We start from the raw sequence: 25,776 nt of genomic DNA on the forward strand, positions 1-25,776 counted from the left end.
CGGTTTTTGGGAGGCCTGCCGCTCCGGGGTCAACCACCATCACTAAGCTCTCCTAGAGGCGGGCAACGCCAAAAGAATTAGGCCGCAACTGCCGAACCTCAGACTCCCGACAAACCGAAAGCACCAACGCCAGAACCCGCCGGGTATGCCGCGGATCAATAAGCCCGTCGTCCCACAATCGAGCCGTACCGAACAGAGCTGTAGAGCCGTCTTCCAGTTTCTTGGCCGTAGCCTGCTCCAGGAAATCCAGCGTTTTCGGATCTGGTTCCAGGCCGCCCCGGCGCTGTTTGTCCTCGGCCACAATGCGCATCACCTTGCCTGCCTGCGCAGGGCCCATGACCGCTGTGCGGCTGTTGGGCCAGGCGAAGATGAAGCGTGGGTCCAGGCCGCGGCCACACATCGCGTAGTTACCTGCACCATAGGAACCGCCGATCACAATTGCGACCTTGGGCACCCGGCAATTCGCCACCGCCTGGATCATCTTTGAGCCGTGTTTGATGATGCCGTTCTGTTCCGAATGGGTGCCGACCATGAACCCCGTGGTGTTATGCAGGAACAGCAACGGCGTGCCCGCCTGGTCGCAGAGCTGGATAAACTGCGCTGCCTTGGTAGCGCCGGCAGGCGTGATCGGGCCGTTGTTGCCGATGATGCCCACCGAGTGGCCTTCAATGCGGATGGTGCCGCACACGGTCTGGTCGTCGTAGCCGTTCTTGAAATCCATGAACTTCGAGCCATCGGCTATGCGGGCGAGGATTTCACGCACGTCATAAGGCTTCTTGGCGTCGCTGGGAATAACGCCCAGCAACTCTTCGGCTGGGTAGAGCGGCTCTTCCCATTCCGGCTCCCGCGACGGGGGCAACTGCTCGTTCCAGGGCAGGGCTTCGAGCACATTGCGGGCGTGGCGAATGCCGTCGGCGTCGTCCTCGGCCAAGTATTCCGCCGTGCCGGCCACTTCTGCATGCATCTGCGCGCCGCCGAGTTCTTCATCGGTAGCGACTTCGCCGGTGGCCGCTTTCAGCAGGGGAGGGCCCGCCAGGAACATCTTGGCCTGTTCGCGAACCACAATCACATAGTCCGACAGCCCCGGCTGATAGGCACCGCCGGCGGTCGCATTGCCATGAACCACCGTAACCTGCGGAATGCCAGCGGCGGACATGCGTGCCTGATTGGCGAAACCGCGAGCGCCCAGCACGAAAATGTCCGTGGCGTAGTTCAGGTTGGCGCCGCCGCTTTCAGACAGCGACACCACTGGCAGCTTGTTCTCCATGGCAATTTGTTGCAGCCGCAGGGTCTTGTCCAGCCCCGCCGGCGTAATGGTGCCGCCCTTGATGGCGCTGTTGCTGGCCACCACCAGGCAGCGAACACCGCTAACCGTGCCAATGCCGGCAATAATGCCGCCACCGGACAGGCTGCCGTCCTTGTCGTCATGCATCTTGTAGCCGGCCAGGGAGCACAGCTCGAGGAACGGCGTACCACGATCCAGCAGGCGATTGATTCGGTCACGGGGCAACAGTTTCCCGCGCTTGATGAACTTCTCCCGCGCCGCTTCCGCCAGATCAAGAACCTTCTGCTCCACATCGCGGAAGGTGGCAATGTGCGCCTCCATCACCTCCGCGTTTGCGCGAAAGTCATCCGACTGGGGATTTACGGTGGACTCCAGTACCTGCATCGAATTCTCCTCAGTCGTCACTCAACACTTTTGGCGTGACTGCCCGGTGGAACCCATTAAAGGGCTCATTGTTCTTCGCTTTCGGGAACGGCCAAACCCGGCCCCCCTGGGACGCGGCACCGTCAATTCGCAGGCAATCCCCACTGATAAACGCCGCCGCCGGGCTCAACAGAAAACAAATCGCTGCACTGACCTCGGACTCCGTCCCCATTCGCTTAAGAGGCACGTTATCCCCGAGGCTACGAATCCACTGCTTCATATGTTCGGGATAGTTATCCATCCCACTGGAGGCAATCCAGCCCGGTGCCACAGCGTTCACCCGAACCCCGGAGCAACCCCACTCAACTGCAGCGGTCTGGGTAAAATTCACCATCCCCGCTCGTGCAGCGCCGGAATGCCCCATGCCAGGCATGCCGCCCCACATGTCCGCCACAATGTTCACGATGGCGCCGCCGGTTTTTGACAACAGCTGATTGTAGGCTTCACGGGCAATGAGAAAGCCACCAGTAAGATTCGTGCGAACCACCGTCTCCCAACCTTTCTGGTTGATATTTGCCAGCGGCGACGGAAACTGACCCCCGGCGTTATTCACGACGCCGTTCAGCCCGCCATGTTCCTCAATGATGGCCGTGACGGTCGCCTTTACAGACTCTTCCTCACGGATGTCGCACACGTGAGTGGAAGCAATACCACCGTCCTCAGTAATCTCGGCTTTCACCGCCTCAACCTTCTCAGCCTTCCGCCCAACGAGCGCAACCCGAGCCCCAAGCGCGGCGAGTTCATGAGCGGTACAACGCCCAATTCCGGAACCACCCCCGGTAACGATAAAAACCTGATCCCGAAAGAGATTCGGGTGAAAAACAGACTGATAGCTCATAACAAGAGGACCTTTTCAAATGTTCGGGCGCTCTGGTGGGAGGATATGTCCGGGACCGTCAAAAACATGGATGTTTTTGTCGAGCGTACAGGGACGTATTCACCGCGTGTCCCGGACATATCCTCCCACCAGAGTGCATGCACCAATGTAAAATCAATCAAGCAGTTCAGCACGAACCGGAACAGGGAACTCAAGCAACTGCTGGGCAAACGCCTTCCCCTGCGGATCAATCCGCAAGCTGGCAACGCCCCCGCCGCCAAGACTGTGCTCCAACAGGAAATTAAAGGCCTGAAACCCCGGCAACGCCCAACGGGTCACCCGACCATGCTCAGGGTGTAGCGTATGGGCCATCCATTCCGCCACAGCCAACTCCGTCAACGCCGCCTCAATAAACGGCACAAACTCCGCCTTGCGGGCAATCACCCCGATATTGGTGTGATCCCCCTTGTCACCACTGCGCGCCCAGGCCAGTTGAATCAAAGGCACCGTGGTATCCGTGGCCGGAGCGGCCGCACTGGCAGACTGCTCAATCAGCTGGCTTGGCTCGAACCCGCCGTCAGTAGCCACGTCTACCGTCTGCTTGTCGCCACCAAGATCCACGGCAACGGACACCTCCGTTTTCGGAACCAGGCACGAATACAACCGAATCTTCGGCCACACCGTCGGCCGTCCACCCACAATGCCCGTAATCCCAGGTGCCATCCCTGTCGCCGCTTGGGCGATTTCCCGGGAAAACAGCACCAGCGCTTCCTTCTTGAGGTGGGCCGTGCTGATCTTCACTACCACCTCCCGACACTCTCCCATACGCCCCTGAGCGCCGTAGGTGGCCTCGGTGCCTAATAGTTCGATGCTGGTTTCCGTGTAGTCCGGCAAGCCCCGCTCACTGAACATCCGCGAGGTTTTGGCCAGGATCGCCTCGGCGACTGTCCGGGCCTTGGCTTTCGCATCCATGCCTGCCAACAAGAAGGTTACCGTGCACTTGAAACCGTCCGGCCAGGTGCCGGACACCTTATAGCTGTCCGTGGGGGGAAGCCCCTTGGCGCCAGAAACCCGAACCTCGTCCGTTGCCACTTCCTCAAGGGAGACCCCGGTAAAATCACAGGTCACATCCGGCAGCAGGTAAGCTCTCGGGTCGCCGATTTCATAGACCAACTGTTCCGCCACCGTGCCCCGGGACACTTTGCCCCCGGTACCTTGCGGCTTGGTCATGATGAAATCCCCGGTGGCGGAGACTTCTGCAATCGGAAAGCCCATATCGGCATAACCCTCGGCTACATCTTCCCAGTCGGTAAAGTTACCGCCCGTGGATTGCGCGCCGCATTCCAGTAAGTGCCCGGCCAGGCTGCCCTGGGCAAGTCGGTCGTAATCGCTCCAGCGCCAGCCAAATTCATGCACCAGAGGCGCCAGCACCAGGGCGCTGTCGGCAACCCGGCCGGTGATAACCATGTCCGCACCCTGTTCCAGTGCTGCGACCAATCCCGGAGCGCCCAAGTAGGCGTTCAGGCTGACCAGCATCGGCGGCATTGGCTGTGCGGTGGTCATCTCGGTGATGCCGGCATCGGCCAGTTGCTTCTTTTTCGGCAGAAGGTCATCACCCAGCACCAGGGCGATCTTCATATCCAACCCCGCTTTTTCGCACAAAGCCTGCAGGGCATCGCGGCAGGCGACGGGATTGACGCCACCGGCGTTCGCCAATACCCGGATGCCTTTCTGTTTGATCTCACCCAGCAAGGGGCCCATCACCGTTTGTACGAAGTCGCGGGCGTAACCCTGGCTTGGGTCCTTCATCTTCTGCCCCGCCATGATGGACATGGTGATTTCCGCCAGGTAGTCCGCCACCAGGTAATCAATATTGCCCTTGTGGACCAGTTGGGCGGCAGCCGTTTCGGTGTCGCCCCAGAAGGCGGCAGAGCAGCCAATACGGACGGTTTGTGGCCTGGAGATGTCGGAATCTGGCATGTCTTCACCTTGTTAACGGAAGCCGCAAAGTGCTTTCAGAGACCCTTACAGGGCCGCTTTTAGCGGAGATTGTCTATCATGCGGTTGACGATACCAAGCAAGCGCTTGGTTTGTAAACAGGCAAATTCGGGATAGAATGGGCGCTCTTCTGTTCCCTGGCTGGAAAACACTGTGAATCAAGACTCTATCCTGCGCTCACTGGTTGCCGACAACCTGGTTTCCGATCCCGCCGGAGCCCGTGGCCGGCTTCTCCACGAGGCCGCAAAGCTGTTTCGTGACAAGGGTTATGAGCGGACCACCGTCAGGGATCTGGCCGCCGCCGTTGGCATTCAGTCCGGTAGCCTGTTCCACCACTTCCGCACCAAGGAAGAAATCCTCAAGGCCGTCATGGTGGAGACCATTCGTCTCAACACAGCCCTGATGCAGGCTGCGGTGGATGCGGCCAGTACCCATCGTGACAAGTTGCAGGCGCTGATTCGCGCTGAACTGGAGTCCATCAACGGGCAGACCGGGGAGGCCATGGCAGTGCTGGTGTTCGAGTGGCGTAGCCTGTCCGAGGAATCCCAGGCTTACGTCCTTGAGCTTCGGGATATCTACGAGCAGTTGTGGTTGGATGTGCTGGAGACCTTGCGTCAGGACGGCGTGCTGGCGGCAGATCCCTTTGTGGTGCGCCGTATGCTCACGGGCGCCCTGAGTTGGACAGTGACATGGTATCGGCCTGATGGTGGCCTGACCCTGGATGATTTGACGGCGCAGGTGGTTGCAATGATGGGTTTAACGACGCCCTGAATCGGATAACCCGGCGTTAAATGCCGATGGTGGTACAAATGTCTCAATTGTAATTTTTTGCATAACTTATTGTTTTAAAGAAATTAAAAGATAATTTCCTCTCGTCTATGTGGGCCATTGGCCTGATCGGCATAACCAAATCGGCAATCCAGCCATTTTTGTCTGACAAGATTCAACGCATTCTTGCCCTCGTCAAAGATGAACGGGACAGTGATTGCGATCGCCCCCGACCTATAAAAACAATGCAAACAGGACGAACTATGAACTCCTCACTGGTGAATTCCTTTGGGCATGCCCTCAACGTTCGCAGCCGTCACCTGCTTCTTCTTGTGGTGACGTTTTTGGCCGGTTGCTCGGCCAACCCCATCTACACTACAACGGGTGTGGTGCTCTCCAATTACTCCGAGGGGGAAGCAACCCCTTACGTCATGCAGATGTCCGATCCGCAAATGGCCTGTGCGTTGGGTGAGGGCGTTGACCCGCTGTTGTACTCGTTTTCCCGCGTGACCGAGGCGCCTGAGAGCACCGGTTCCCTGTTGATGCTGCTGGCCGCGAACTGCTCTGAATACAAGGCATGGGAAGCGGAACTGGAATACCTGCGCGCTGACTTTGCCGGTGATGTACCTGCCGCAAAAGACGCGCGGGAGAAAGCAAAGCGGCTGAATGCCCGAACCGCCAAGCGTCGCTATGTCGCCTATCAGCGCGCCATGGCGGCCTATGACTTTGACCCGGCCGCAAAGGAATTCGAGTGTCCGTTCCTGTTCGATGACCAGGAGGAGCTGACTTTCCTGCTGGGCCTGCTGACCGGCATGCAGGCCATCGTGAACGACGCCAACTCCGGTGCCATGGCAGGGGTTCCCCGCAATATTGCGCCCCGGGCGGAGCGTGCCGCCGAATGCCTGGATAACGAAAAATGGGGCGGTTTACCGAATGCCATACGCGGCATGGTGTGGTTGCTGTTGCCGGACACCCGACCAAGCCTGTCTCCGGATCCTTGGGAAGTGCTTGAGGATAGCTCCCGCCTGGGGGTTGAATCGGGTATACGGGCGTCCATGGCTCTTGAGGCCGTGGCTGCAGAGACGTTTGGTCGCCCGGAGGTGCTCAAGGATGTCATCGCGCGGTTCGCCGAGGCGGATGGAGAGATCAAAGTATGGGCTGAGTATCGCCTGGTAGACGAGATCGCCCGAGACGTCATTCAGTTCTCGTCCGATAAGCATTGGACAGCGAACTACGGCTACCGCACGCCCCGTACCTATTTCGGAAGACTGAGCCCGGAACGGCTCGAAGAGCCTGAAACCATGGATCTGGACGGCCTGCTCTAAGCAGGCCCCCGACTCACTGTAATTACCTACAAACACAAGAAAGACCCGGAGGTCATTCATGATCCGTAAATCCCTTGCTGCCCTTTCTTTTGCTGCAGTTGCTCCGATGGCCGCCGCACAGTCTGTGACGATGTGCGTTTTCGATGTGATCGGCGCAAACGGTGATATGTACAACATGGTCAAAGACTATGCGCTGGAAATGAAAGCCCATGGGGTTGATTTTGAACTGCGCCCCTACACTGACGAAGGGGTTGCCGTGGGTGATTTCAATTCCGGACAATGCGACGCCGTCGCCGCTACGGATCTTCGGACCCGCCCGTTCAACCGATTTACCGGCAGCATCAGCGCCGTTGGCGCGATCCCGACCTATGACGATCTGAAAACAACCCTCGCCACGCTTGCGCAGGCCAAGGCAGCGCCCTTGATGAAACAGGGCGACTATGAGGTGCTGGGCATTGTTCCGGCGGGTGCAGGCTACCTGTTCGTCAATGACCGTAGCATTGATACCGCTGGTGAACTGGCCGGCAAGCGCATGGCCACACTGGATTACCAGAAGGACGCCATCCACATGGTTAACCATGTGAAAGCGACGGTTGTACCCTCCGACATCACCAACTTTGCCGGCAAGTTCAACAATGGCTCGGTGGATACGGCTTACGCACCGGCGTTTGCCTACGAAGCTCTGGAACTCTACAAGGGCATTGGTGAAGACGGTGGCATCGTTGATTATCCGCTGGCGCAACTGACCATCCAGGTCATTGCCCGAGACGATGTGCTCGACGACGACACGGCTCAGAAGTCCCGTGAAGTTGCCTGGGGGATGTACGGCCAGGCCATGGACCTGATTCAGCGGCAGGAGTCCGCCATTCCGGAGGAAAAGTGGATCCGTATTCCCGATGCTGACATCGAAGGCTATCAGGAGATGTTTCGGGAAAACCGCCTGCAGCTTCGGGATGGAACCGATGGTGCCAATAAGGTCTATCACCCGAAGATGATGAGCCTGCTCAGCAAAATCCGTTGCTCCAGCAATCCCGGTGCCTCCGAGTGCACAGCGCCTGACCGCGAATAATAAAGGCTGACCCTCCATGAACTGGCGAGCATTATCAGCGGCAGGCCCGAAAACGCTGTACCCCGTGCATCGATTGCACGGGGTTATCCTCCTGCTGCTCCTTATCTTTACGCTTCTTCTGGGTATGGGAAACTCACTCCACTCGCGCATGCTGTGGGTGGGGGAGCAGACCTGGCCGAACTACTACCTGCTGGACCCGGACGCCACGGAGCCGACCTGCACGTTGTCCATGGATGTGGATGCAGAGGTCAGGAAACGTGTCGAGGCCTACGAGCCAGATCCGGACGATCTTTTCAGCTCGCCGCCGGACCCGGATGCGATCCGCAAGTCCCTGGAAAAAAACCTGGCACTCTGCCAGCAGAAGCATCGCCTCTATGAAGAAAACCAGGAGCATGCCACCGAGGCGTTGGCAGTTTACAAGGCGGTTGAACAGGGCTTTGCGGATTTCCTGCTGGATAATATCGAGCTCACCAAGTTCCTGTTTATCGCCATGTTTGCCATGGCTGCGGCGATTTCGGCCTTCGACGCCGATCACATAGCCCTGCGATTGCCGCGCAACCGGTCAGAGTGGCGTCTGAGCCAGGGCATGCAGTTTGTGGTCAATGGCCTGATGGTGTACTCCCTGTTCTCTTACGTGGGTAAGTTATCCTCTTCGCCGGGCTCGGAAGGCACCGCGTTGCTGCAATACGCCTGGGCGGCAGTCTTCGGGCTGTTCATGGTGATTAACCTGATGCGGTTTGTGTCGGTGCCGTCTCGAATGAGGCCAGGATCACTGGCGGCGTCCTCCGGCCTGGTACTGCCGCTGTATTGCGCAATGGGCCTGATCGCGATGAGTTATTTCTTCTTCGTGGACGGCTACTCGTCCGGCCTGGCGATCTATTTCGGTATGATGACCAACCTGTCATCGATGTTTATCAACATCGGGCTCTATGTGCTTGTGGGCATGGCGCTGAAGCAGACTCGCATTCCGGACCTGCTGTTGAACGTCATCAAACCTTACCATCTGCCCGCGCCCATGCTGGCCTCGGTGATGATATTCGCGACCGCTTTCCCCACTGCGTTTACTGGCGCCTCGGGGATTTTCATCCTGGCCGTGGGTGGTGTCGTCTACGATGAAATGCGCAAGAGTGGAGCAGGGCGACAGCTATCGCTGGCTACCACGGCCATGTCCGGCAGCTTGGGGGTGGTTCTTAATCCCTGTTTGCTGATCGTGGTTGTGGCGGCGCTGAACAAGGAAGTGACCACCTCCGAAATGTACGGCTGGGGTTTCTGGGTGTTTATTATGTCGGCCACCCTGTTCTCTGTGGTTGTCTGTAAAACCCAGGGCAACTGGAAGCCTCGCCCGGCTCCGGGGGCATTCCGTAAATCGCTGGCGCAGCTTCGCCCCCTGGTGCCTTATGCCATCGTTACCGCGGTGGTTATCCTGGCCATCTGGGTCATTCTCGGTTTGGGATTCAATGAGTACAGCGCGCCGATGATCCTGCCGCTGGTGATGCTGGCGCTGGTCTATCTCGATTCGGGCAAGGATCCCAACGAACAGGGCCAATCCCGGGTGCGTGCTTTTTGTATGCGCACAACGGCGGCCGCCAGTGACTCTGCCGTACACATCGGCGCGCTGCTGGCGCTGATTGGTTTCTCTATCTGTCTCGGGGGCATCCTGGAACGTTCCGATGTGGTGCACGCATTGTTCCCGGAAAACCTGACCAGCCCCTGGATCGCCATGTTGGTGATTGTGGTTATGCTCACCATTATCGGCATGGTGATGGACCCGTTCGGCGCGGTCATCCTGGTGTCGGCCACCATCGCGCAGCCCGCCATCCAGTTGGGTATCGACCCGCTGCACTTCTGGATCGTGTGCCTGGTGGCGTTTGAACTGGGCTACCTGAGCCCGCCGGTGGCACTGAACCATCTGCTGACACGGCAGGTGGTAGGTGAAACCGAGGTGTTGGCCGCTGAGCGCACGGGTTCGTTCTGGCATCGCTATGAGAGACTGTTGCTGCCACTGGTGGTGATGGGACCGACATTGCTGACGGCGGCGTTCGTGCCTCTGTTTTTCTACGCACTGTAGATATAGAGCCTCGGAGACACCGACGCGAAACCGCCTGTGGGGTAACCTGCAGGCGGTTTTTTGCATCTGATTATGGGTTTGGAACGTAATCGGTTTCATAGGCGTTTAATGAGTACCATACTGAAAGCATATGGTGTCGTTCTCGCACTTCTAAGTTGTCGTCCTTGTGAGCCCATTATGATTCGGACTGTTCCTGTTACTGCTGGTTTGATCTCGTTTACATTGCTGTTCGCAGGCTGCGGCGGTGGTGGATCCGGTGGTAGCAGTGAGGCGCAACCCGATCTGAGTGGGGTGATTGACATCGAGAGCGGTACACGGGTGGACTCCGATACCGCAGATGATCGTCGTGTTGACCTTGCCACCGCCAATAACACGGCCGTGTCTGCCCAGACTCTGCCGCCGGGCGCAACGGTGGGTGGCTATCTGAGTTCTGGCTCCGATACCTACGCAAATTTTTTCCAGTACTTTGAAGATGCCGTTGATGTCTACGCCGTAGACCTGTCACCCGGAGACCGCGTCTCTTTTCAGGTGTTCAGTTCTCCGGAGGATCTCCTGCCCGCTGGCGCAGCGGCGCCGGAGCGTTCTCTTCGGATACTGAAACAGCAGGCGGGAACCGTTGTGGAAGTGGCGTCTCAGTCTGCTTCGGGTGATCTGCGACCGCTGGTCGAGGTGCTCGACGACACTTTCGAGCCCGGCTCTTACCTGGTGGAAGTCAGTACCACCAGCGGTATTCCATTTCGGTACGTGCTGTCGCTGGCAGGTGAAGGAACAGCCAGCGTGATGAACACCAGCTACTCGACGCCGCCATTCATGATTGATGAAGCCGTAGTCACCCTCGCGCCAGCCTCGGGGAACCTGCCAGTGATCGCAGCGATGGCGACGTCACAGCGCAGGGAACTGGGTCGAGGTGCCTGGCTGGTGCGCCGTGACCGGCCACGAAACCTGGCAACCATGTCGTCCGGGCAGCGAGAAAGTGCGCGTCAGGAAACCCTGGAATGGGTCAGGGAGTTGCAGCAACAGCCCGGTGTGACATCGGCGGAGCCGAACTACCTCTATTCCTCCCAACAAGTGTCCCCGGACAATGATCCACTCTACAGTCGCCAATGGAGTCTGCGACTGATTCAAACGCCGTTGGCCTGGCAGGCCGCACCGAGTGCGGGTGCAGATATTGGTATCGCGGTCATGGATACCGGCGTATTCCGCTCGCCACCGACGGCGACGGGCGACTGGCATCCGGACTTGAGCGCCAATGTGCAACTGATCCCAGGGCAGATCATGGATTACGTATCGGGTGATCTGGATATTGATCGGGAGGACAGTGGCCAACGTGACACAAACCCCGCCGACCCGGGTGACGGCAAGGCCCGGAGCAGTAATTTCCACGGAACCCATGTGGCAGGTATTGCCGCTGCCGTTGATAACACCCAGGGTGTCGTCGGGGTTTCGCCGGGGGCCACTATCTATCCGGTACGGGTGCTCGGGCGTGACGGTGTAGGGTCGTCCGCTGACCTGATTGACGCCCTGAACTGGGCAGCCGGCCGGAATGAAATAGATGTGATTAATCTCAGTCTCGGTGGGCTTGGCCCAAGCAACGCGCTCAAGCAGGCGATCGACGCCGCCTGGAATGGTGGCAACGGCAAACTGATTGTTGCCGCTGCTGGCAACCAGGGCACGGACGAGCCTACCTACCCCGCTGCCTATCCCAACGTTGTCGGAGTGGGGGCTGTAGACGGCGGAAGTGTGCGTGCCTCGTATTCCAACGTTGGCCAGTCCGTCGACGTGGTTGCTCCGGGTGGTGATGCAAGCAGGGATGCCAATCAGGATGGTACGGCCGATGTCATTGTCAGCGCCTGGGGGCGCGACGATACGGGCTCATTCGAGCCGGGATACGCTGGCCTGCAGGGCACCTCAATGGCGGCACCTCATGTGGCGGGCGTTTACGCCCTGATGAAGGCGGAAGTGCCGACCCTTACCCCTGCCGGATTTCAGAGTTTCCTGGTAAATGGTGACCTTACGGACGATGTGGGGCCCGCGTTTGAATACGGAGCGGGACAGATCAACGCATTGGCGGCGATGGATGCGGCCCTGGACGGCAACTTCCCAATCACTCTTGGTTCCTCGCCCACGGCCATACAGTTCAATGCTGCGGTGCTCAGCGAACAGCTGGTATTTTCGACCTACCCCGAAGGCGAGAGCGTCACCATCACAGACGTGGACCCTGGTGCGCCATGGCTTGATGTGAGTGAACCCAGCGATGCGCGACCGTTGTCACTGACAGTGACCGCAGACCCTACGCAACTGGGGGGTGACGGGCGCTACATGGCAACGCTGGTGATTACCTATCAAGCAGACGGCGCACCTGCTGCAACGCTTATGATTCCGGTATCTCTCAGCCTGGGTAGTCCATCGGATGAACGGAACGCAGGCCGACACTATGTATTGCTGGTCAGTGCGGACGACGAGCGCGATACTCTTGAGCAGGCCGTTGTCTCCGCCTCCCGGGGGCGGTACGAATTTGCGTTTGACGAGGTTGAGGCCGGTGAGTATTTCCTGGTTGCCGGCAGCGACATGGACAACAACGGGCTGATTTGTGAAAACGGCGAGGCCTGTGCCGAATATCCGGTCAATGGGTTACCTGAAAAAATCGTTATTGGCGAAGAACCGGTAGGCGGGGTAAGGTTGAGTACCAGTTTTCGTCGGCCCACCATTACCTCCCTGGGTCTGCCCAGAGTGGGCTTTGAGGGGTATCGCCTGAAATCAGGCCCGAAGTCAAAAACTGGCGGTGAGCCGATCCGCAACGTGGAGAGTACCCGTTGACCTGTCGTTTTACGCTGCTAACACTCTGTGTACTCGTGCTCAGTCTGATCACAGGCTGTGCGATCAATCGCTCGGCGACCGCTGATGGTGCGCCTCTGGCGAGACAGGTCACTGAGTCCGATCACTGTGGGCTTACGGCGCCGGGACTGGTCTATGTGTCCAGTGCCGGAGATCTGGACAAGCTTGCCCAACTGCCCTCCGGAAACCTGGCGCTGAGCATGCTTCGCGCCATTGATTTCAAGGAGGAACATCTGGTGTTGGTGGGGCTGGGGCAGAAAACCACTGGCGGCTACGGCCTGACACTGACGTCGTCCGAGATCGTAGACGATGTTCTGGAGTTGGCGCTCAAGGTCAGGCGGCCGGCGGCAGACGCCATGGTAACCCAGGCGTTGACCACACCCTGTGCAGTGATCGCCATCAGCCCCGCAGAGTGGGAGCAGTTGCGGGTGTCCGGGGGAGGCCTCGGGCGTTTCTCGCGACAGCGTTAACGGCGCCGGGGTCGTGCTGGTCCACACCAGCACAAAACAACCGTTGATCTTTCCCTGCGAATCCCTAAGCTATGGGCCAGTTTTATAACAAACCCGTGGAGTCGCTTCCTTCCCATGAGCCAGAAACAGTACAACGCCGATGCCATTGAAGTTCTGAGTGGTCTGGACCCTGTCCGCAAACGCCCAGGCATGTACACCGATACCAGTCGGCCCAACCATCTGGCCCAGGAAGTCATTGATAACAGTGTCGACGAAGCCCTGGCGGGGCACGCCCGCAGGATCGATGTCGTCCTGCACAGCGATGGTTCCCTGAGCGTGGAAGACGACGGCCGCGGGATGCCGGTCGACATGCACAAGGAACATGGCGTTCCGGGTGTGGAGCTGATTCTGACCCGCCTCCACGCCGGCGGTAAATTCTCCCAGGGTAACTACAACTTTTCCGGTGGCCTGCATGGGGTGGGTGTCTCGGTGGTCAACGCCCTGTCGACGCTCCTTGAGGTTTCCATCAAGCGTGATGGGCAACTGCACCGGATGACCTTCGCCAACGGCCACAAGAAGACGGAACTAACAGTTGTCGACTCTGTGGGCAAGCGGAACACCGGTACCCGATTGAAGTTCACCCCGGACCCAAGCTACTTCGACAGCCCGAAATTTTCCGTCAGCCGTTTGCGCCACAACCTGCGCGCCAAGGCCGTTCTCTGTCCCGGCCTGAACGTCACTTTCCTGCAGGAACACACCGGTGATAAAGATGAATGGTGCTACGAGGGCGGTTTGCGGGACTACCTGCGCACCGAGCTTGCCGACATCGAAGCCGTACCGCTGGAGCCGTTCACGGGCAGCTTTTCCGGCAACAAGGAAGCGGTGGACTGGGCGTTCCAGTGGTTGCCGGAAGGTGGCGAAGCGGTTATGGAGAGTTACGTTAACCTGATTCCGACCGCCCAGGGCGGCACCCACGTGAACGGCCTGCGTACCGGCCTGCTGGAGGCCATGAGGGAGTTCTGTGAGTTCCGTAACCTGTTGCCCCGGGGCGTCAAGTTGTCTCCTGAAGACATCTGGGAACGCTGCGCCTATGTGTTGTCGTTCAAGATGCAGGAACCCCAGTTTTCCGGCCAGACAAAGGAACGGTTGTCCTCCCGGGAAGCCGCCGCGTTTATTTCCGGTGTGGTGAAGGACGCGTTCAGTCTGTGGCTGAATCAGCACACGGACATTGCTGAAGCACTCGCTGAATTGTTCATCAGCAATGCCCAGCGTCGTCTCAGGGCCAGCAAGAAAGTGGCCCGCAAAAAGGTCACATCCGGTCCGGCTTTGCCCGGAAAACTGGCGGATTGTTCCGGCAGCGACACCAACCGCTCGGAACTCTTTCTGGTTGAGGGTGACTCCGCCGGCGGCTCCGCGAAACAGGCTCGTGACCGTGAATTTCAGGCGGTCATGCCCCTGCGAGGCAAGATCCTCAACACCTGGGAAGTGGACTCCAGCGAAATTCTTGCTTCCCAGGAAGTCCATGACATTGCCGTTGCCATTGGGGTAGATCCTGGCTCCGACAAACTGGAAGGCCTGCGTTACAACAAGATCTGCATCCTGGCGGACGCTGACTCCGATGGCCTACACATCGCCACCCTGTTGTGCGCGTTGTTCGTCAAGCATTTCCGACCGGTGGTTGCTGCCGGCCACGTATTTGTTGCCATGCCCCCGCTGTATCGTGTTGATTTGGGAAAGGAAACTTTTTACGCCCTTGATGAGCACGAAAAGCAGGGCATTATCGACCGGCTGGCGGCCGAAAACCGTCGCGGCAAGATTTCCGTTACCCGTTTCAAGGGCCTGGGCGAGATGAATCCGCTCCAGTTGCGGGAGACGACAATGGCGCCGGATACCCGCCGGCTGGTGATGCTGACCATTGAAGACGGCGACGATACCGACAGCCGCATGGACATGCTGCTGGGTAAAAAGCGGGCGTCTGACCGCCGCACCTGGCTGGAGACTTACGGAAATATGGCGGATATCGAAGTCTGAACAGCCCCATATTTCTTCTGGTGCTTTAAACAGCATCCTTTATTCTTTCTAAGTATTCGGCAAACTCGTTATCCTGCCCCTTTTATCCAAAGGACCACCAGATGGATTGGCAGGGCTGGTTTGCATTAAGCCTTACGGGTGTGGCGTTGTTATTGATGAGTGTCGGGCGGTTCGGCCCGCATCTCGTCATGCTGGGTGTACTCATCGTTCTCAGTGCCAGCGGCATTATCAGCGCCGATCAGGCCCTTGCCGGATTCAGTAACAGTGGATTGATCACGGTGGTTGCCATGTTCGTGGTGGCGGCGGGCATTCACCATTCCGGTGGGGTGGACCTGGTTGTCCATCACCTGCTCAGATCGCCTCGTACGGTGCGCTCGGCCCAGGCCCGCATCGCATTCCCTGTCGCGTTGCTGAGCGGCTTCCTCAACAACACCCCGGTAGTGGCCACCATGATTCCCGCGGTCCATGCCTGGTCCCGCAAGATTGGCATATCACCCTCGAAACTGATGATCCCCCTGAGTTACTCCGCCATTCTGGGTGGTACCCTCACCCTGATTGGCACCAGCACCAACCTGGTGGTCAATGGCCAGTACCAGCAATTGACCGGGGAGGGCGGTTTCTCGATTTTTTCCATCACCGCCGTTGGGTTGCCGGTTGCTGTGATCGGCTTGGCTGTCATGCTTCTGGTGTTACCGAGGGCGCTTCCGGATCGTAAGGACCAGCAGAAGTTCGGTTCCATGCGGGAGTTCACCCTGGAGGTGGCAGTTGCCTTTGATGGGCCGTTGGTGGGCAAGAGTGTCGGAGAGGCCGGGCTGCGTGAGTTGGAGAGGCTGTACCTCGTCGAGATTGAGCGGGATGGCAGCGTTGTTACGGCGGTACCTTCGGAAGAACGCCTTCGAGGCGGTGACCGGTTGGTCTTTGCTGGCGATACCCAGGCTATTTCCGATCTGCTGCGAATCAACGGTATTGTCCCTTCGGTACACGATGATGAGCCAAGCCTGAGTAAAGACCGGGCAGAGCGCCGGCTGGTTGAAGCCGCGCTGTCCCCGCAGTCGGAAGTGCTGGGTCTGACCATCCGGGATGCCCGTTTTCGGGATCGCTATGGCGCGGTGGTATTGGCAGTCGCCCGGGGTGGTGAGCGGGTGTCGGGCAATCTCGGCAATATTCGTCTGAAAACCGGCGACGTTCTGTTGCTGGAGGCACGTCCCGCTTTTGTCAGTCGTCAGCGATACGCCAAGGACTTCCTGCTGATCAACGACCTGGAAACCGAAACACCCCGCCATGACCGTGCCTATCTGTCCTGGGGCATCCTGCTGGTGCTCGTGGGCGCTGCCGCTTTTGGGGCATTGAGCATGCTGAACGCCGCGCTGATGGGGGCGGCCCTGATGGTTCTTAGCGGTTGCTGTTCCGTCGGTCAGGCACAGAAAGCGGTGGATGTACCAGTGATGCTTACAATTGCTGCGTCATTTGCCTTAGGGGCTGCGCTTCAGGAAACCGGGGCTGCAGGTTATGTTGCGACGGGCATTCTGGAGGTGAGCAGTGGTCACCCACTGCTGACCATCCTGCTGGTGTACTTCGCGGTATCGGTGCTGACCGAGGTCATTACCAACAACGCAGCCGCAGTGTTGGTACTACCCATTGTACTGTCAATGACAACGGCCCTGGGGATCGCGTCAGAGCCCTATGTTATCGCCGTGATGATGGCGGCATCCGCCAGTTTTGCCACACCACTGGGCTACCAGACCAATATGATGGTGTTTGGGCCAGGGGGATACCGGTTTATGGACTTCGTAAAGGTAGGCCTGCCGATGAACCTGTTTATCGGGCTGGTGACCGTCGGCGTGATCTCGGTGGTCTACGGGATCAGCCTTTCCTGAGGGCGGTTTCGGTAGGGTTGGCGAGAATGTCGCAGCAAAGAACCCTCAGCTCGCCCTTGTGGTAGTAACCGAGGGACAGGGTAACGCACATGTATGCGCCGGTAATACAGAGGTAGGGCGCGGTTATATGAACATGGCCTGGCTGGGCAATGGCCTGGCGTAGATACTGTTGGCGATACCAGTCGGCACTGGTGGTGCTTTCCAGCGGCCGGAATCGAGGGTCCAGGCCTCGGGCTGTGGCGTCCGATACCATGGTGTCATCAATTTGTACGCCGTTGGCATCGACCAGGTAACACCGCGACACCGCAGGATGATTCAGCAGGCTACTGCATGCCTCGTTCATCGGCATGCCCTGCGAGAGTGTGTCTACGGCACTACGAAAGAAATCCTCGAAGTAGGAAATCAGTTGCTGTGTTGGGTCTCTCGTTATCCGGTTTTTGCTCTTGTAGTCTTGCAGTAACCCGTCAAGGTCCGTCACTTTGTGGGGAATGTCCGCCAGGGCAGTACTTGGCCTGCTGAAATAGAATCCCTGGACAAAATCAACGCCCGCGTCGATAGCAATCATTGCCTGGTCGTGAGTTTCCACGCCTTCAAGGAGCACTAGGCACCCAGACTGATGCAGCAAAGAGACGATGCCGTTGAGTATCTGTCTGGCCTTGTGGTCGTCTGTGGCCCGAGTCAGAAGCTTACGGTCCAGCTTCACGATATCCGGTGACAGGTTCCAGATGCGCTCAAAGTTGGAATGCCCAGCACCAAAGTCATCGATAGCGGTCAGGCAGCCCAGCTGTTGGTAGTAGGCAACGGTTTCACGCAGTCGTTCTGCGTCGTCCGTTGGCTGCTCCACAATCTCCATCACGATGCGATGGGGGGGCAGGCCCGTTTTCTTCAACAGTTCGCCGAAAAAGCTGTCGGCACGGTTGCCAGCTGAAACCACACGGGGAGATACGTTAAGGAACAGCCAGTTCAGCTGGTCCTGGAATCCGGAATAGTTGCTGATGTGCAGGTATCGGCACAGGCGATCAAGCAGCAGGTTTTCGGCGTCAGAGCTCGGTAGCTCGAACAAATGAAGGGGTAATACCGCTGCATTATCGGTATCAAAGGCGCGAATCAGCGCTTCGTAGCCGACAACCCGTTTGTGGGAAATACTGAATATTGGCTGCAGCGCCGTTCGTAAAGTCAGGCCCTGGTAGTCGGCCGTCCATGATTCCCCCTCCCTGGTTAACATAGGCGACAGCACATCAACTTCCGGTGCGGTCATCTGCTCTGGGAGGGTTCGCGACATAGGCCTTTTCTGGTCCGGATAAACGAAAACATCGGGAAAGCCTGTGGCAGCCCGATCTGTTGATCCTGGTCGCATTTCGTTGACTTATAGGAAAGTAAATCAGTCAGCACGAACAGGATGGTCTAGATAGACAGAAGAGTGCCAAAAACAGCGGGTTATTACCACTATTTCATGTAAAAACAGGCAACGTCAGGCGGCAATGCGCAGGTGGGTGAGCAGGACCGGTGTCCGGCAGCTCCGGTGGGAGCTGCAGGGAATCAGTTGTTGCTGGGTACTGCGACGGATTCGTCGAATTCAAGTTCCATGTTTATTCCTCTCGTTCACTGAGTGACCCGAACCGGGTAAATGAAGTATGTAAAAAGTTTATCGTACCCATTGTTTTCCACAATCCGTAAAACCCGTATCAGACCAAAGGTATAAGGGATCGTACGTATGGGGTTGTTCATCAGAAAATCTGATCTTCGTCTCCAAAACATTTTGATTGGTTTTGTGCGGGGCTCTTCCTAAACTGTTGGGATCTTGTCTGGTATCAGGGAGTGGGACGTTAAGCGTCATGCAGGTACGCAATTCGAGCAGTAATTTTGGTGTGGTATCCGTAGCCATTCATTGGCTGGTGGCTGTAGCGGTGTTTGGCCTATTCGGGCTGGGTTACTGGATGGTGGATCTATCCTATTACGACGACTGGTATCGCACCGGCCCGGATATCCATAGAAGTATCGGTATATTGCTGCTGTTGGTCATGCTGTTTCGCCTGGTGTGGCGACTGTTCAATCCGCTGCCGCGTGCACTCCCGAGCCATAGCCGACTGGAAGTGTTGGCCGCTCATGGCGCACACTCTCTGCTCTATGTGCTGATTTTTGTTGCTATGGCCAGTGGGTATCTCATTTCGACGGCGGATGGGTCCTCAATAAGTGTGTTCAACTGGTTTGATGTGCCTTCGGTGACCGGCCAGATTAAGGGGATGGAGGACACCGCCGGGCTTGTCCATTACTGGTCTACCTGGGCACTTGTCGTGCTTGCCGGGGTACACGGTCTGGCTGCGGTTAAGCATCATCTGATTGACCGGGACGACACCCTTCGACGCATGTTGGGTTCAGGTCGCCGCCAATCGTAATTCAGACTATCGATTCAATCGTGCCTACGGGCTGTTTCAACAAGGAGATGAACATGAAAAAATTGCTGCTTGCATCTGCGGTTGCACTTGCGGTGTCTGGCGGAGCCCAGGCATCCGAGCACAGTGGAACCTATGCTTTTGATACCAAGGGTTCCCACCAGTTTATTACGTTCAAGATTTCCCATCTGGGCTATAGCTGGTTGTATGGTCGGTTCAACGATTTCGATGGTGAATTTGTCTACGATGCACAAAACCCGGCGAACAGTTCCGTTGAAGTTGCCGTGGACACATCCAGCGTTGATTCCAACCACGCCGAGCGTGACAAGCACCTGCGCTCGGAAGACTTCCTGTACGTTGACGAATTCCCAGAGGCCACGTTCAAGAGTAAAAGAGTGGTTGTGGACGATGAGGGCGAGGCCGATATCGTCGGTGACCTGACCCTGCGTGGTGTGACGAAAGAGGTCACCCTGGACGTGGAAATGCTCGGGCATGGTGACGATCCATGGGGTGGTTACCGCATGGGGTTTGAAGCTGAAACCGAATTCAAGTTGACGGACTTCGGTATCCCCATGGATCTGGGCAAGGCGTCTGAAACGGTTGAGATGATCATTTCTGTCGAAGGCATTCGCCAGTAAAAGCTTTCTAAATGCCGCCTTCAGATTTTAGTCCGGAGGCGGCAATGCTCCTTCCTTCAAATTCACACCTTGAACCGGCCAGTCTGCTGCTCAAGTTCCCTGGCATAGCCATCCAGCGATTCGCTAATGCGGTCGATGCTGCCTGAGCGCGTCATGCTCTCTGACGCCAGATCATTGATTTCAGTTACGCTTCGGTTGATTTCGTCAATTACCTGGGTTTGTTCCTCGGTGGCTGAAGCCACGCTGGTGTTCATGTCGCTGATATCCGCCATGGATTCGAGGATGCCCTGAAGCTCCGCCTCCGCCTCCGTGGCCAGCTTTTCAGTTTCCACCGCTTCCTTGCTGCCGGTCTCCATCACCGCAACGATATCGGCAACGCCGGTCTGCAGGGCAGTGATCATGGCCTGGATATCTTCCGTGGATTGTTGGGTGCGCTTGGCCAGGGTGCGAACCTCATCGGCCACAACCGCAAACCCCCGTCCCTGTTCGCCGGCCCGGGCGGCTTCGATGGCGGCGTTGAGGGCGAGAAGATTGGTCTGGTCTGCAATCTCGCGGATAACATCCAGTACCGAGGTGATGTTCTCCGAGTCCTGTGACAGCTTGCGTATAACCTCCACCGCCTTGGAAATCTGCGCCGCCAGTCGCTGTACCTGGACGGAGGAGTTGCGAATGATGGTGGCCCCGTTGCGGCCTTTTTCCTGGGCGTGTTTGGTAATGTCGGCCGCACGTGATGCATTGCCCGCCACTTCTTCAATGGCGCTTTGCATCTCATTGATGGCCGTGGCGACCATGGAGATAGCATCTGTTTGCCGTGTTATCCCGTCGCTGTTGTCGCGCGCCGCACTGGACAGCTCGGATGCGCCCGAGCCAAGTTGCTTGCTGAGGTCCTGGATGGAGCCGATCATGGCCTGGAGGTTTTCCAGCACCTGATTAAAGCTCGTGGCCAGTTTGCCGAGGTCATCGTCCATTTCCACGGGAATGCGTTGTGTGAGGTCTCCTTCGCCCCGGGCAATGTTGTCAAGTTGCTTCCTTAGCACACCAACGGACGCAATAATCATCCGAAGGAACACGATAAACAGAAGAATGCCGGCTATGACAGCGCTGGCGGTGATGGCCAGTATAAAGGCCGAGCTGGCAGCCCCCTCCTGAGATGCTTCGTTGGCTACAATCTGAGCCTGCTCATCGGCGTGAACCCCCACCTGGTCGTAGTAATCCCTGAGCTCACTGAACAGCGGGTTGCTTTGTTCAGTCAGTAGCCTGTGCCCAGCGGCGGGGTCTCCTGACTGTGCAGTCCGCATGGACTCTCGAGCGGTCTCCAGCCAGAGGTCATAGGTTTTGCGAAAACTCTCGGTTTTCTCGGAGATACCAGTGCCTTGCAGGCGTTCTATCGCTTTCTCCAGCCTCTCCAGTGCTTGGTCAGCGTTTTCCTCGAAGTCAGCCTGATACTGGTCCGGAGATTCATTGTTCTCCGTTGCGCTGAGAAAAGACATTTGCGCGACCAGGGCCTGATAAAGGTCTCGATCGCCGTTGAGCGCTTCGCTTACGGCGGGAAGATAACGTTCGGAGAGCGTATCTGTATCGGATACCAGATTCCGTGCCGTCAAGACGCTAAAAAGACCGATGACGATCAAAGCGATGGCGGAAATTGCGAAAGGTAAAGCGATCTTGGCTCTCAGGCCTAAGGAATTCTTGAAATTCATCTTTCCTTCCTGCTTTTCTGAAGACGCGTTTAGTCAGGATAGCATCGGAAAGAAGGTTGTCAGTGTTAGCGGGTTGCTTATGAGGTGTGGTTGGCAGGAATACCCTTAAAGCGTATCAGGGGACTCCTGGGCTGATTGTCCGTTTCGGCAGAGATGGCGCTGGCGCCAGAACTGGGCGAAGAAAATAACCAGTCCGATGAGCAACCCCGCCCACAGGTAAGGGCCCGCCAGTTGGAAAGTGCCGGTTATGGCAAACTCCACCAAGAGCATCAGGGTAAGAGCAAGAACAGCGTTCACCATGGCCGTAATCAGCGCCTGCCCACAGGCTTTCAGGTTGGGTCTCATAGTTCTCCACTCGTGGATGTCGTGAAACGGATCATCGTTTACTGATGGCGAGCATACGGTGAGGGTTACACTCTCTCCATGCGGGAATTCCGCTATTGGAAAATCCACGGGGTGTTGGTGTATCCGTCCCCGCCTCCATATAATGTGCAGTCCCGGCTTAGGCCGGGATAACCAGCGGAATTCATATCAGGCAATAACAAAGGGGCATCCATGCCAGAGTTTCAGACCACGGATGAAGGCTTTGAGCGGGTTTCATTGCGGGACTACACCGAAAAGGCCTACCTCGACTACTCCATGTACGTCATTCTGGACAGGGCGTTGCCCAACGTCGGAGACGGACTGAAGCCGGTGCAGCGGCGTATTATCTACGCCATGTCCGAGCTTGGTTTGAAATCCACCTCAAAGTATAAAAAGTCTGCCCGTACGGTGGGCGATGTCCTGGGTAAATTTCACCCCCATGGCGACAGTGCCTGCTACGAAGCCATGGTGTTGATGGCTCAGCCGTTTTCCTATCGCTACCCACTGGTGGATGGCCAGGGCAACTGGGGCGCGCCTGACGACCCCAAATCTTTCGCGGCCATGCGTTATACAGAATCCCGTCTCGCGAAATTCGCGGATGTCCTTCTCAGCGAGCTGGGGCAGGGCACAGTGGACTGGGTGCCAAACTTTGATGGCACCATGGACGAGCCTTCAGTATTGCCCGCGAGGTTGCCTCACGTACTTTTGAACGGCACCACCGGTATTGCCGTGGGTATGGCAACGGACATCCCGCCGCACAATGTCCGGGAGGTGGCAGCGGCCTGTGTAAGGCTGCTTGACCAGCCGGAGGCCACCACCGATGACCTGTGTGAGCATGTCCAGGGGCCAGATTTTCCCACCTACGCGGAGATCATTACGCCTCGCAAGGATATTCGCCAGATGTACGAGACCGGCCGGGGCTCGCTAAGAATGCGGGCGCGCTGGATTAATGAGAGCGGGGAAATCGTGGTGACCGACCTGCCTCATCAGGTCTCCGGGAACCGGGTGCTGGAGCAGATCGCCCAGCAGATGCAGACCAAAAAGCTGCCCATGGTCGCGGACCTGCGCGACGAATCCGACCATGAGAACCCGACCCGGCTGGTGATCGTTCCACGCTCCAATCGTGTGGATCAGGAAGGGCTGATGGCCCACCTGTTTGCCAGCACGGATCTGGAGAAAACCTATCGGGTGAATATCAACGTCATCGGCAATGACGGCCGCCCGGGCGTGAAGGGCCTGCGCGAAATGCTGACGGAATGGCTCAGCTTCCGTCGCACCACCGTCACCCGGCGCCTGCAGCACAGGTTGGATAAGGTCCTGGCGCGTCTGCATATTCTTGAAGGCCTGTTGGTGGCCTATCTGAACATCGATGAAGTTATCGCGATTATCCGCTACGAAGATAAACCCAAAGCAGAGTTGATGTCCCGCTTCGGGCTGTCCGGAGAGCAGGCTGAAGCCATTCTTGAGTTGAAGTTGCGTCACCTGGCCAAGCTTGAGGAAATGAAAATCCGTGGCGAGCAGGACGAGCTGTCGGCTGAGCGGGATGAGCTGCAGGCGATTCTTGGCTCCGAGGACCGCCTGAGGGAGCTGATCAAGGACGAATTGCTGGCGGATGCGGAAACCTATGGGGATGATCGTCGTTCACCCATTGTCGAGCGCCGGGAAGCCAGGGCCTTCAGCGAAACCGAATTGGTTTCCAACGATCCAGTCACGGTTGTGCTGTCGGAGAAGGGCTGGGTCAGGGCGGCCAAAGGGCATGATATTGAGCCTGAGGGGCTTAGCTATAAGGCGGGTGACAGTTTTGCCATGGCTGCCAAGGGGCGTAATAACCAGCAGGCGGTATTCCTGGACTCCACGGGGCGGGCTTACTCCCTGGTCGCCCATACGTTTCCATCTGCGCGGGGGCAGGGCGAGCCTCTGAGTGGCCGTATCAATCCGCCGTCGGGGGCAACGTTCTCTGGGTTGCTGATGGGCGATCCAGCGCGGAAGGTGTTGTTGGTTACCGATGGCGGCTACGGATTCGTGACCTCCCTCAATGACATGATCAGCAAAAACCGCAACGGCAAGGCCGTGGTGTCGGTACCGAAAGGGGCGAAGATCATGTCGCCGGTGGTGGTGCCCGGCTCGGACAAGCCGCTTTATCTGGGTGCCATTTCCAATGAAGGACGGATGCTGGTGTTCCCGCTGAGCGAGCTGCCGGAGCTGGCCAAAGGCAAGGGTAACAAGATCATCAGCATTCCCTCGGCGCGGGTTCAGAACCGGGAAGAATATGTGGTGGCTGTTGCCGTTTTCGCTGAGGACGACCAATTGGAGATTCGTGCCGGCAAGCGCAAGATGGGGCTTCAGTTCAGCGATCTGGAGCACTACCTGGGCGAGCGTGGCCGCCGTGGCCATAAACTGCCTCGCGGGCTTCAGAGAGTGGATGCGATAGATGTGATTCAGTCAGCCAGCAATGCGGCAGGCGTTTCCGATGCAGACAGCGTTGCCAATGCAGAGGAGCAGCCTGACAGTGAGTGAACTGGTTCTGATTAACGTTTCGGGGCGCGACAAGCCGGGCCTGACGTCGGAGATAACCGGCATCATGGGGCAGTACGATGTGCGTATTCTGGATATCGGCCAGGCGGTGATCCACGACCACCTGACCTGGGGTATCCTGATCGAGATCCCCGATGAGTCCAAATCCTCACCGGTGATTCGCGACCTCCTGTTCCGACTGCATGCGCTGGATCTGCAGGTGCGTTTTGCGCCGATTACGATCGAGGAGTATCAGCAATGGGCGGAGGGACGTAACCGCGCCTGTTACATCGTCACGCTGCTGTCGCGGGATATCAAGGCTGAGCAAATTGCGCGGGTGTCTGCGATTACCGCCCGCCATGGCCTGAACATCGATAACATCAGCCGGCTTTCTGCCCGCCCGTCGCTGAATTCCTCCGAGAACCGCATTGCCTGTGTGGAATTTTCTGTCCGTGGCACACCATCTGATCTCGAACAGCTGCGCTCCGACTTCCTGCATATCGCCGGAGAGATGAACGTGGATATTGCCTTCCAGGAGGACTCCATCTTCCGCCGTAATCGACGGCTTGTCGTGTTCGATATGGATTCCACCCTGATCGACGCCGAAGTGATCGACGAACTGGCTTTGGAAGCCGGCGTTGGGGCGCAGGTGGCGGAGATCACCGAGCGAGCTATGCAGGGTGAGCTGGATTTCGGGCAGAGCTTTGCAGAGCGTCTGGCGCTTCTCCAGGGGTTGGATGAATCCGTGCTTGAGGGCATCGCCGCCCGCCTGAATCTAACCGAAGGTGCGGAACACCTGATACTGAGCCTGAAATCCCTGGGCTACCGAACGGCGATACTGTCTGGTGGCTTCACCTACTTTGCTCGCCATCTGCAGAAAAAACTCGGGATTGACTATGTGTACGCCAACGAGCTGGAAATTGAAAACGGCAAGGTGACGGGCAAGGTGTCGGGCCAGATTGTTGATGGCAAGCGCAAGGCGGAACTGCTTCAGGAAATTGCGGAACGCGAGCATATTTCACGGGAACAGGTCATTGCGGTGGGTGATGGTGCCAATGATCTGCCCATGCTAAGCCAGGCGGGGCTCGGGGTGGCTTTTCGGGCCAAGCCTCTGGTCAAGGAATCCGCACGGCATTCGATTTCGACGCTGGGGCTGGATGCGATCCTCTACCTGATCGGATTCAGGGAAAGCGACAGTCTGCAGGCCCGGGAAAGGTAGCAGA

At 57.7% G+C, this 25,776-nt stretch carries 18 protein-coding genes; 12 read left to right on the forward strand and 6 right to left on the reverse strand.

The genetic code is table 11. The features are described from left to right. Positions 1-52 precede the first annotated feature (52 nt). The 3 genes from SIC19_RS15715 to SIC19_RS15725 all read right to left on the reverse strand — a co-directional run bounded on the left by SIC19_RS15715 (position 53) and on the right by SIC19_RS15725 (position 4,505). Positions 53-1,669: an acyl-CoA carboxylase subunit beta gene (locus SIC19_RS15715; protein ID WP_127401733.1), complete on the reverse strand. Its 1,617-nt coding sequence runs from the start codon at positions 1,667-1,669 to the stop codon at positions 53-55. A gap of 10 nt (positions 1,670-1,679) precedes the next feature. Next, the gene (locus SIC19_RS15720; RefSeq protein WP_127401732.1) at positions 1,680-2,546 is read right to left on the reverse strand and encodes an SDR family oxidoreductase; all 867 of its coding nucleotides are present in this window, start codon (positions 2,544-2,546) and stop codon (positions 1,680-1,682) included. A 153-nt stretch (positions 2,547-2,699) separates the two neighbouring features. Then, a complete protein-coding gene (locus tag SIC19_RS15725) occupies positions 2,700-4,505 on the reverse strand; it encodes an acyclic terpene utilization AtuA family protein (protein WP_127401731.1) in 1,806 nt (601 codons plus the stop codon). Between the two features lie 171 nt (positions 4,506-4,676). Between SIC19_RS15725 and SIC19_RS15730 the strand changes: the two genes are divergently transcribed. The 8 genes from SIC19_RS15730 (at position 4,677) to SIC19_RS15765 (ending at position 16,945) form a co-directional block, all read left to right on the forward strand. Next, positions 4,677-5,294 (forward strand): TetR/AcrR family transcriptional regulator, encoded by a 618-nt coding sequence (locus SIC19_RS15730; protein WP_036209652.1) that lies wholly within the window; start codon positions 4,677-4,679, stop codon positions 5,292-5,294. Between the two features lie 260 nt (positions 5,295-5,554). Further along, the gene (locus tag SIC19_RS15735; protein WP_085681972.1) at positions 5,555-6,616 is read left to right on the forward strand and encodes a hypothetical protein; all 1,062 of its coding nucleotides are present in this window, start codon (positions 5,555-5,557) and stop codon (positions 6,614-6,616) included. 58 nt (positions 6,617-6,674) lie between these two features. Further along, on the forward strand, positions 6,675-7,685 hold the full coding sequence (locus SIC19_RS15740; protein ID WP_036209655.1) for a putative solute-binding protein: 1,011 nt from the start codon (positions 6,675-6,677) through the stop codon (positions 7,683-7,685). A gap of 16 nt (positions 7,686-7,701) precedes the next feature. Next, positions 7,702-9,753 (forward strand): TRAP transporter large permease subunit, encoded by a 2,052-nt coding sequence (locus SIC19_RS15745; protein WP_085679765.1) that lies wholly within the window; start codon positions 7,702-7,704, stop codon positions 9,751-9,753. A 177-nt stretch (positions 9,754-9,930) separates the two neighbouring features. After that, the gene (locus tag SIC19_RS15750) at positions 9,931-12,570 is read left to right on the forward strand and encodes a S8 family serine peptidase (RefSeq protein ID WP_185906451.1); all 2,640 of its coding nucleotides are present in this window, start codon (positions 9,931-9,933) and stop codon (positions 12,568-12,570) included. Further along, positions 12,567-13,058: a protease complex subunit PrcB family protein gene (locus tag SIC19_RS15755; protein ID WP_127401729.1), complete on the forward strand. Its 492-nt coding sequence runs from the start codon at positions 12,567-12,569 to the stop codon at positions 13,056-13,058. Before SIC19_RS15750 ends, SIC19_RS15755 begins: the two co-directional genes overlap by 4 nt. 114 nt (positions 13,059-13,172) lie before the next feature. Further along, a complete protein-coding gene (gene parE, locus SIC19_RS15760; RefSeq protein ID WP_091640957.1) occupies positions 13,173-15,068 on the forward strand; it encodes a DNA topoisomerase IV subunit B in 1,896 nt (631 codons plus the stop codon). Positions 15,069-15,169: 101 nt separating this feature from the next. After that, positions 15,170-16,945, forward strand: coding sequence for an SLC13 family permease (locus tag SIC19_RS15765; protein WP_075196544.1), 1,776 nt, complete (start codon positions 15,170-15,172; stop codon positions 16,943-16,945). Here the strand turns inward: SIC19_RS15765 and SIC19_RS15770 are convergent. Beyond that, a complete protein-coding gene (locus SIC19_RS15770) occupies positions 16,932-18,227 on the reverse strand; it encodes an EAL domain-containing protein (protein WP_091640962.1) in 1,296 nt (431 codons plus the stop codon). The genes SIC19_RS15765 and SIC19_RS15770 overlap by 14 nt on opposite strands. A 553-nt stretch (positions 18,228-18,780) precedes the next feature. Here SIC19_RS15770 and SIC19_RS15775 point away from each other — a divergent pair. After that, entirely contained in the window at positions 18,781-19,341 is a 561-nt protein-coding gene (locus SIC19_RS15775) for a cytochrome b (RefSeq protein ID WP_036209677.1), read from the forward strand. Between the two features lie 53 nt (positions 19,342-19,394). Continuing rightward, positions 19,395-19,976 carry a YceI family protein gene (locus tag SIC19_RS15780; RefSeq protein WP_036209679.1) on the forward strand — a complete coding sequence of 194 codons (582 nt, stop codon included), beginning with the start codon at positions 19,395-19,397 and terminating at the stop codon, positions 19,974-19,976. A gap of 62 nt (positions 19,977-20,038) precedes the next feature. On the opposite strand, the gene SIC19_RS15785 is transcribed toward SIC19_RS15780, so the two are convergent. Together SIC19_RS15785 and SIC19_RS15790 are read right to left on the reverse strand one after the other, a co-directional pair. After that, on the reverse strand, positions 20,039-21,676 hold the full coding sequence (locus SIC19_RS15785) for a methyl-accepting chemotaxis protein (protein WP_127401728.1): 1,638 nt from the start codon (positions 21,674-21,676) through the stop codon (positions 20,039-20,041). Positions 21,677-21,781: 105 nt separating this feature from the next. Then, positions 21,782-22,021: a hypothetical protein gene (locus tag SIC19_RS15790; protein WP_036209682.1), complete on the reverse strand. Its 240-nt coding sequence runs from the start codon at positions 22,019-22,021 to the stop codon at positions 21,782-21,784. 210 nt (positions 22,022-22,231) lie between these two features. On the opposite strand from SIC19_RS15790, the gene parC reads away from it, so the two are divergent. Continuing rightward, positions 22,232-24,556, forward strand: a complete 2,325-nt coding sequence (parC, locus tag SIC19_RS15795) for a DNA topoisomerase IV subunit A (RefSeq protein ID WP_036209686.1) — start codon at positions 22,232-22,234, stop codon at positions 24,554-24,556. Beyond that, positions 24,549-25,772, forward strand: a complete 1,224-nt coding sequence (gene serB, locus SIC19_RS15800; protein ID WP_036209688.1) for a phosphoserine phosphatase SerB — start codon at positions 24,549-24,551, stop codon at positions 25,770-25,772. The genes parC and serB overlap by 8 nt, the downstream gene beginning before the upstream one ends. Positions 25,773-25,776: the final 4 nt, after the last annotated feature.

Source organism: Marinobacter sp. MIT930201, assembly GCF_047122665.1.
In the GTDB taxonomy this organism is placed as follows: domain Bacteria; phylum Pseudomonadota; class Gammaproteobacteria; order Pseudomonadales; family Oleiphilaceae; genus Marinobacter; species Marinobacter salarius.

Coding starts and splice junctions, on each gene's coding strand:
- SIC19_RS15715 (WP_127401733.1), bottom strand. CDS start 1,669: ATGCAGGTACTGGAGTCCACCGTAAATCCCCAGTCGGATGACTTTCGC.
- SIC19_RS15720 (WP_127401732.1), bottom strand. CDS start 2,546: ATGAGCTATCAGTCTGTTTTTCACCCGAATCTCTTTCGGGATCAGGTT.
- SIC19_RS15725 (WP_127401731.1), bottom strand. CDS start 4,505: ATGCCAGATTCCGACATCTCCAGGCCACAAACCGTCCGTATTGGCTGC.
- SIC19_RS15735 (WP_085681972.1), top strand. CDS start 5,555: ATGAACTCCTCACTGGTGAATTCCTTTGGGCATGCCCTCAACGTTCGC.
- SIC19_RS15740 (WP_036209655.1), top strand. CDS start 6,675: ATGATCCGTAAATCCCTTGCTGCCCTTTCTTTTGCTGCAGTTGCTCCG.
- SIC19_RS15745 (WP_085679765.1), top strand. CDS start 7,702: ATGAACTGGCGAGCATTATCAGCGGCAGGCCCGAAAACGCTGTACCCC.
- SIC19_RS15750 (WP_185906451.1), top strand. CDS start 9,931: ATGATTCGGACTGTTCCTGTTACTGCTGGTTTGATCTCGTTTACATTG.
- parE (WP_091640957.1), top strand. CDS start 13,173: ATGAGCCAGAAACAGTACAACGCCGATGCCATTGAAGTTCTGAGTGGT.
- SIC19_RS15765 (WP_075196544.1), top strand. CDS start 15,170: ATGGATTGGCAGGGCTGGTTTGCATTAAGCCTTACGGGTGTGGCGTTG.
- SIC19_RS15770 (WP_091640962.1), bottom strand. CDS start 18,227: ATGTCGCGAACCCTCCCAGAGCAGATGACCGCACCGGAAGTTGATGTG.
- SIC19_RS15775 (WP_036209677.1), top strand. CDS start 18,781: ATGCAGGTACGCAATTCGAGCAGTAATTTTGGTGTGGTATCCGTAGCC.
- SIC19_RS15780 (WP_036209679.1), top strand. CDS start 19,395: ATGAAAAAATTGCTGCTTGCATCTGCGGTTGCACTTGCGGTGTCTGGC.
- SIC19_RS15785 (WP_127401728.1), bottom strand. CDS start 21,676: ATGAATTTCAAGAATTCCTTAGGCCTGAGAGCCAAGATCGCTTTACCT.
- SIC19_RS15790 (WP_036209682.1), bottom strand. CDS start 22,021: ATGAGACCCAACCTGAAAGCCTGTGGGCAGGCGCTGATTACGGCCATG.
- parC (WP_036209686.1), top strand. CDS start 22,232: ATGCCAGAGTTTCAGACCACGGATGAAGGCTTTGAGCGGGTTTCATTG.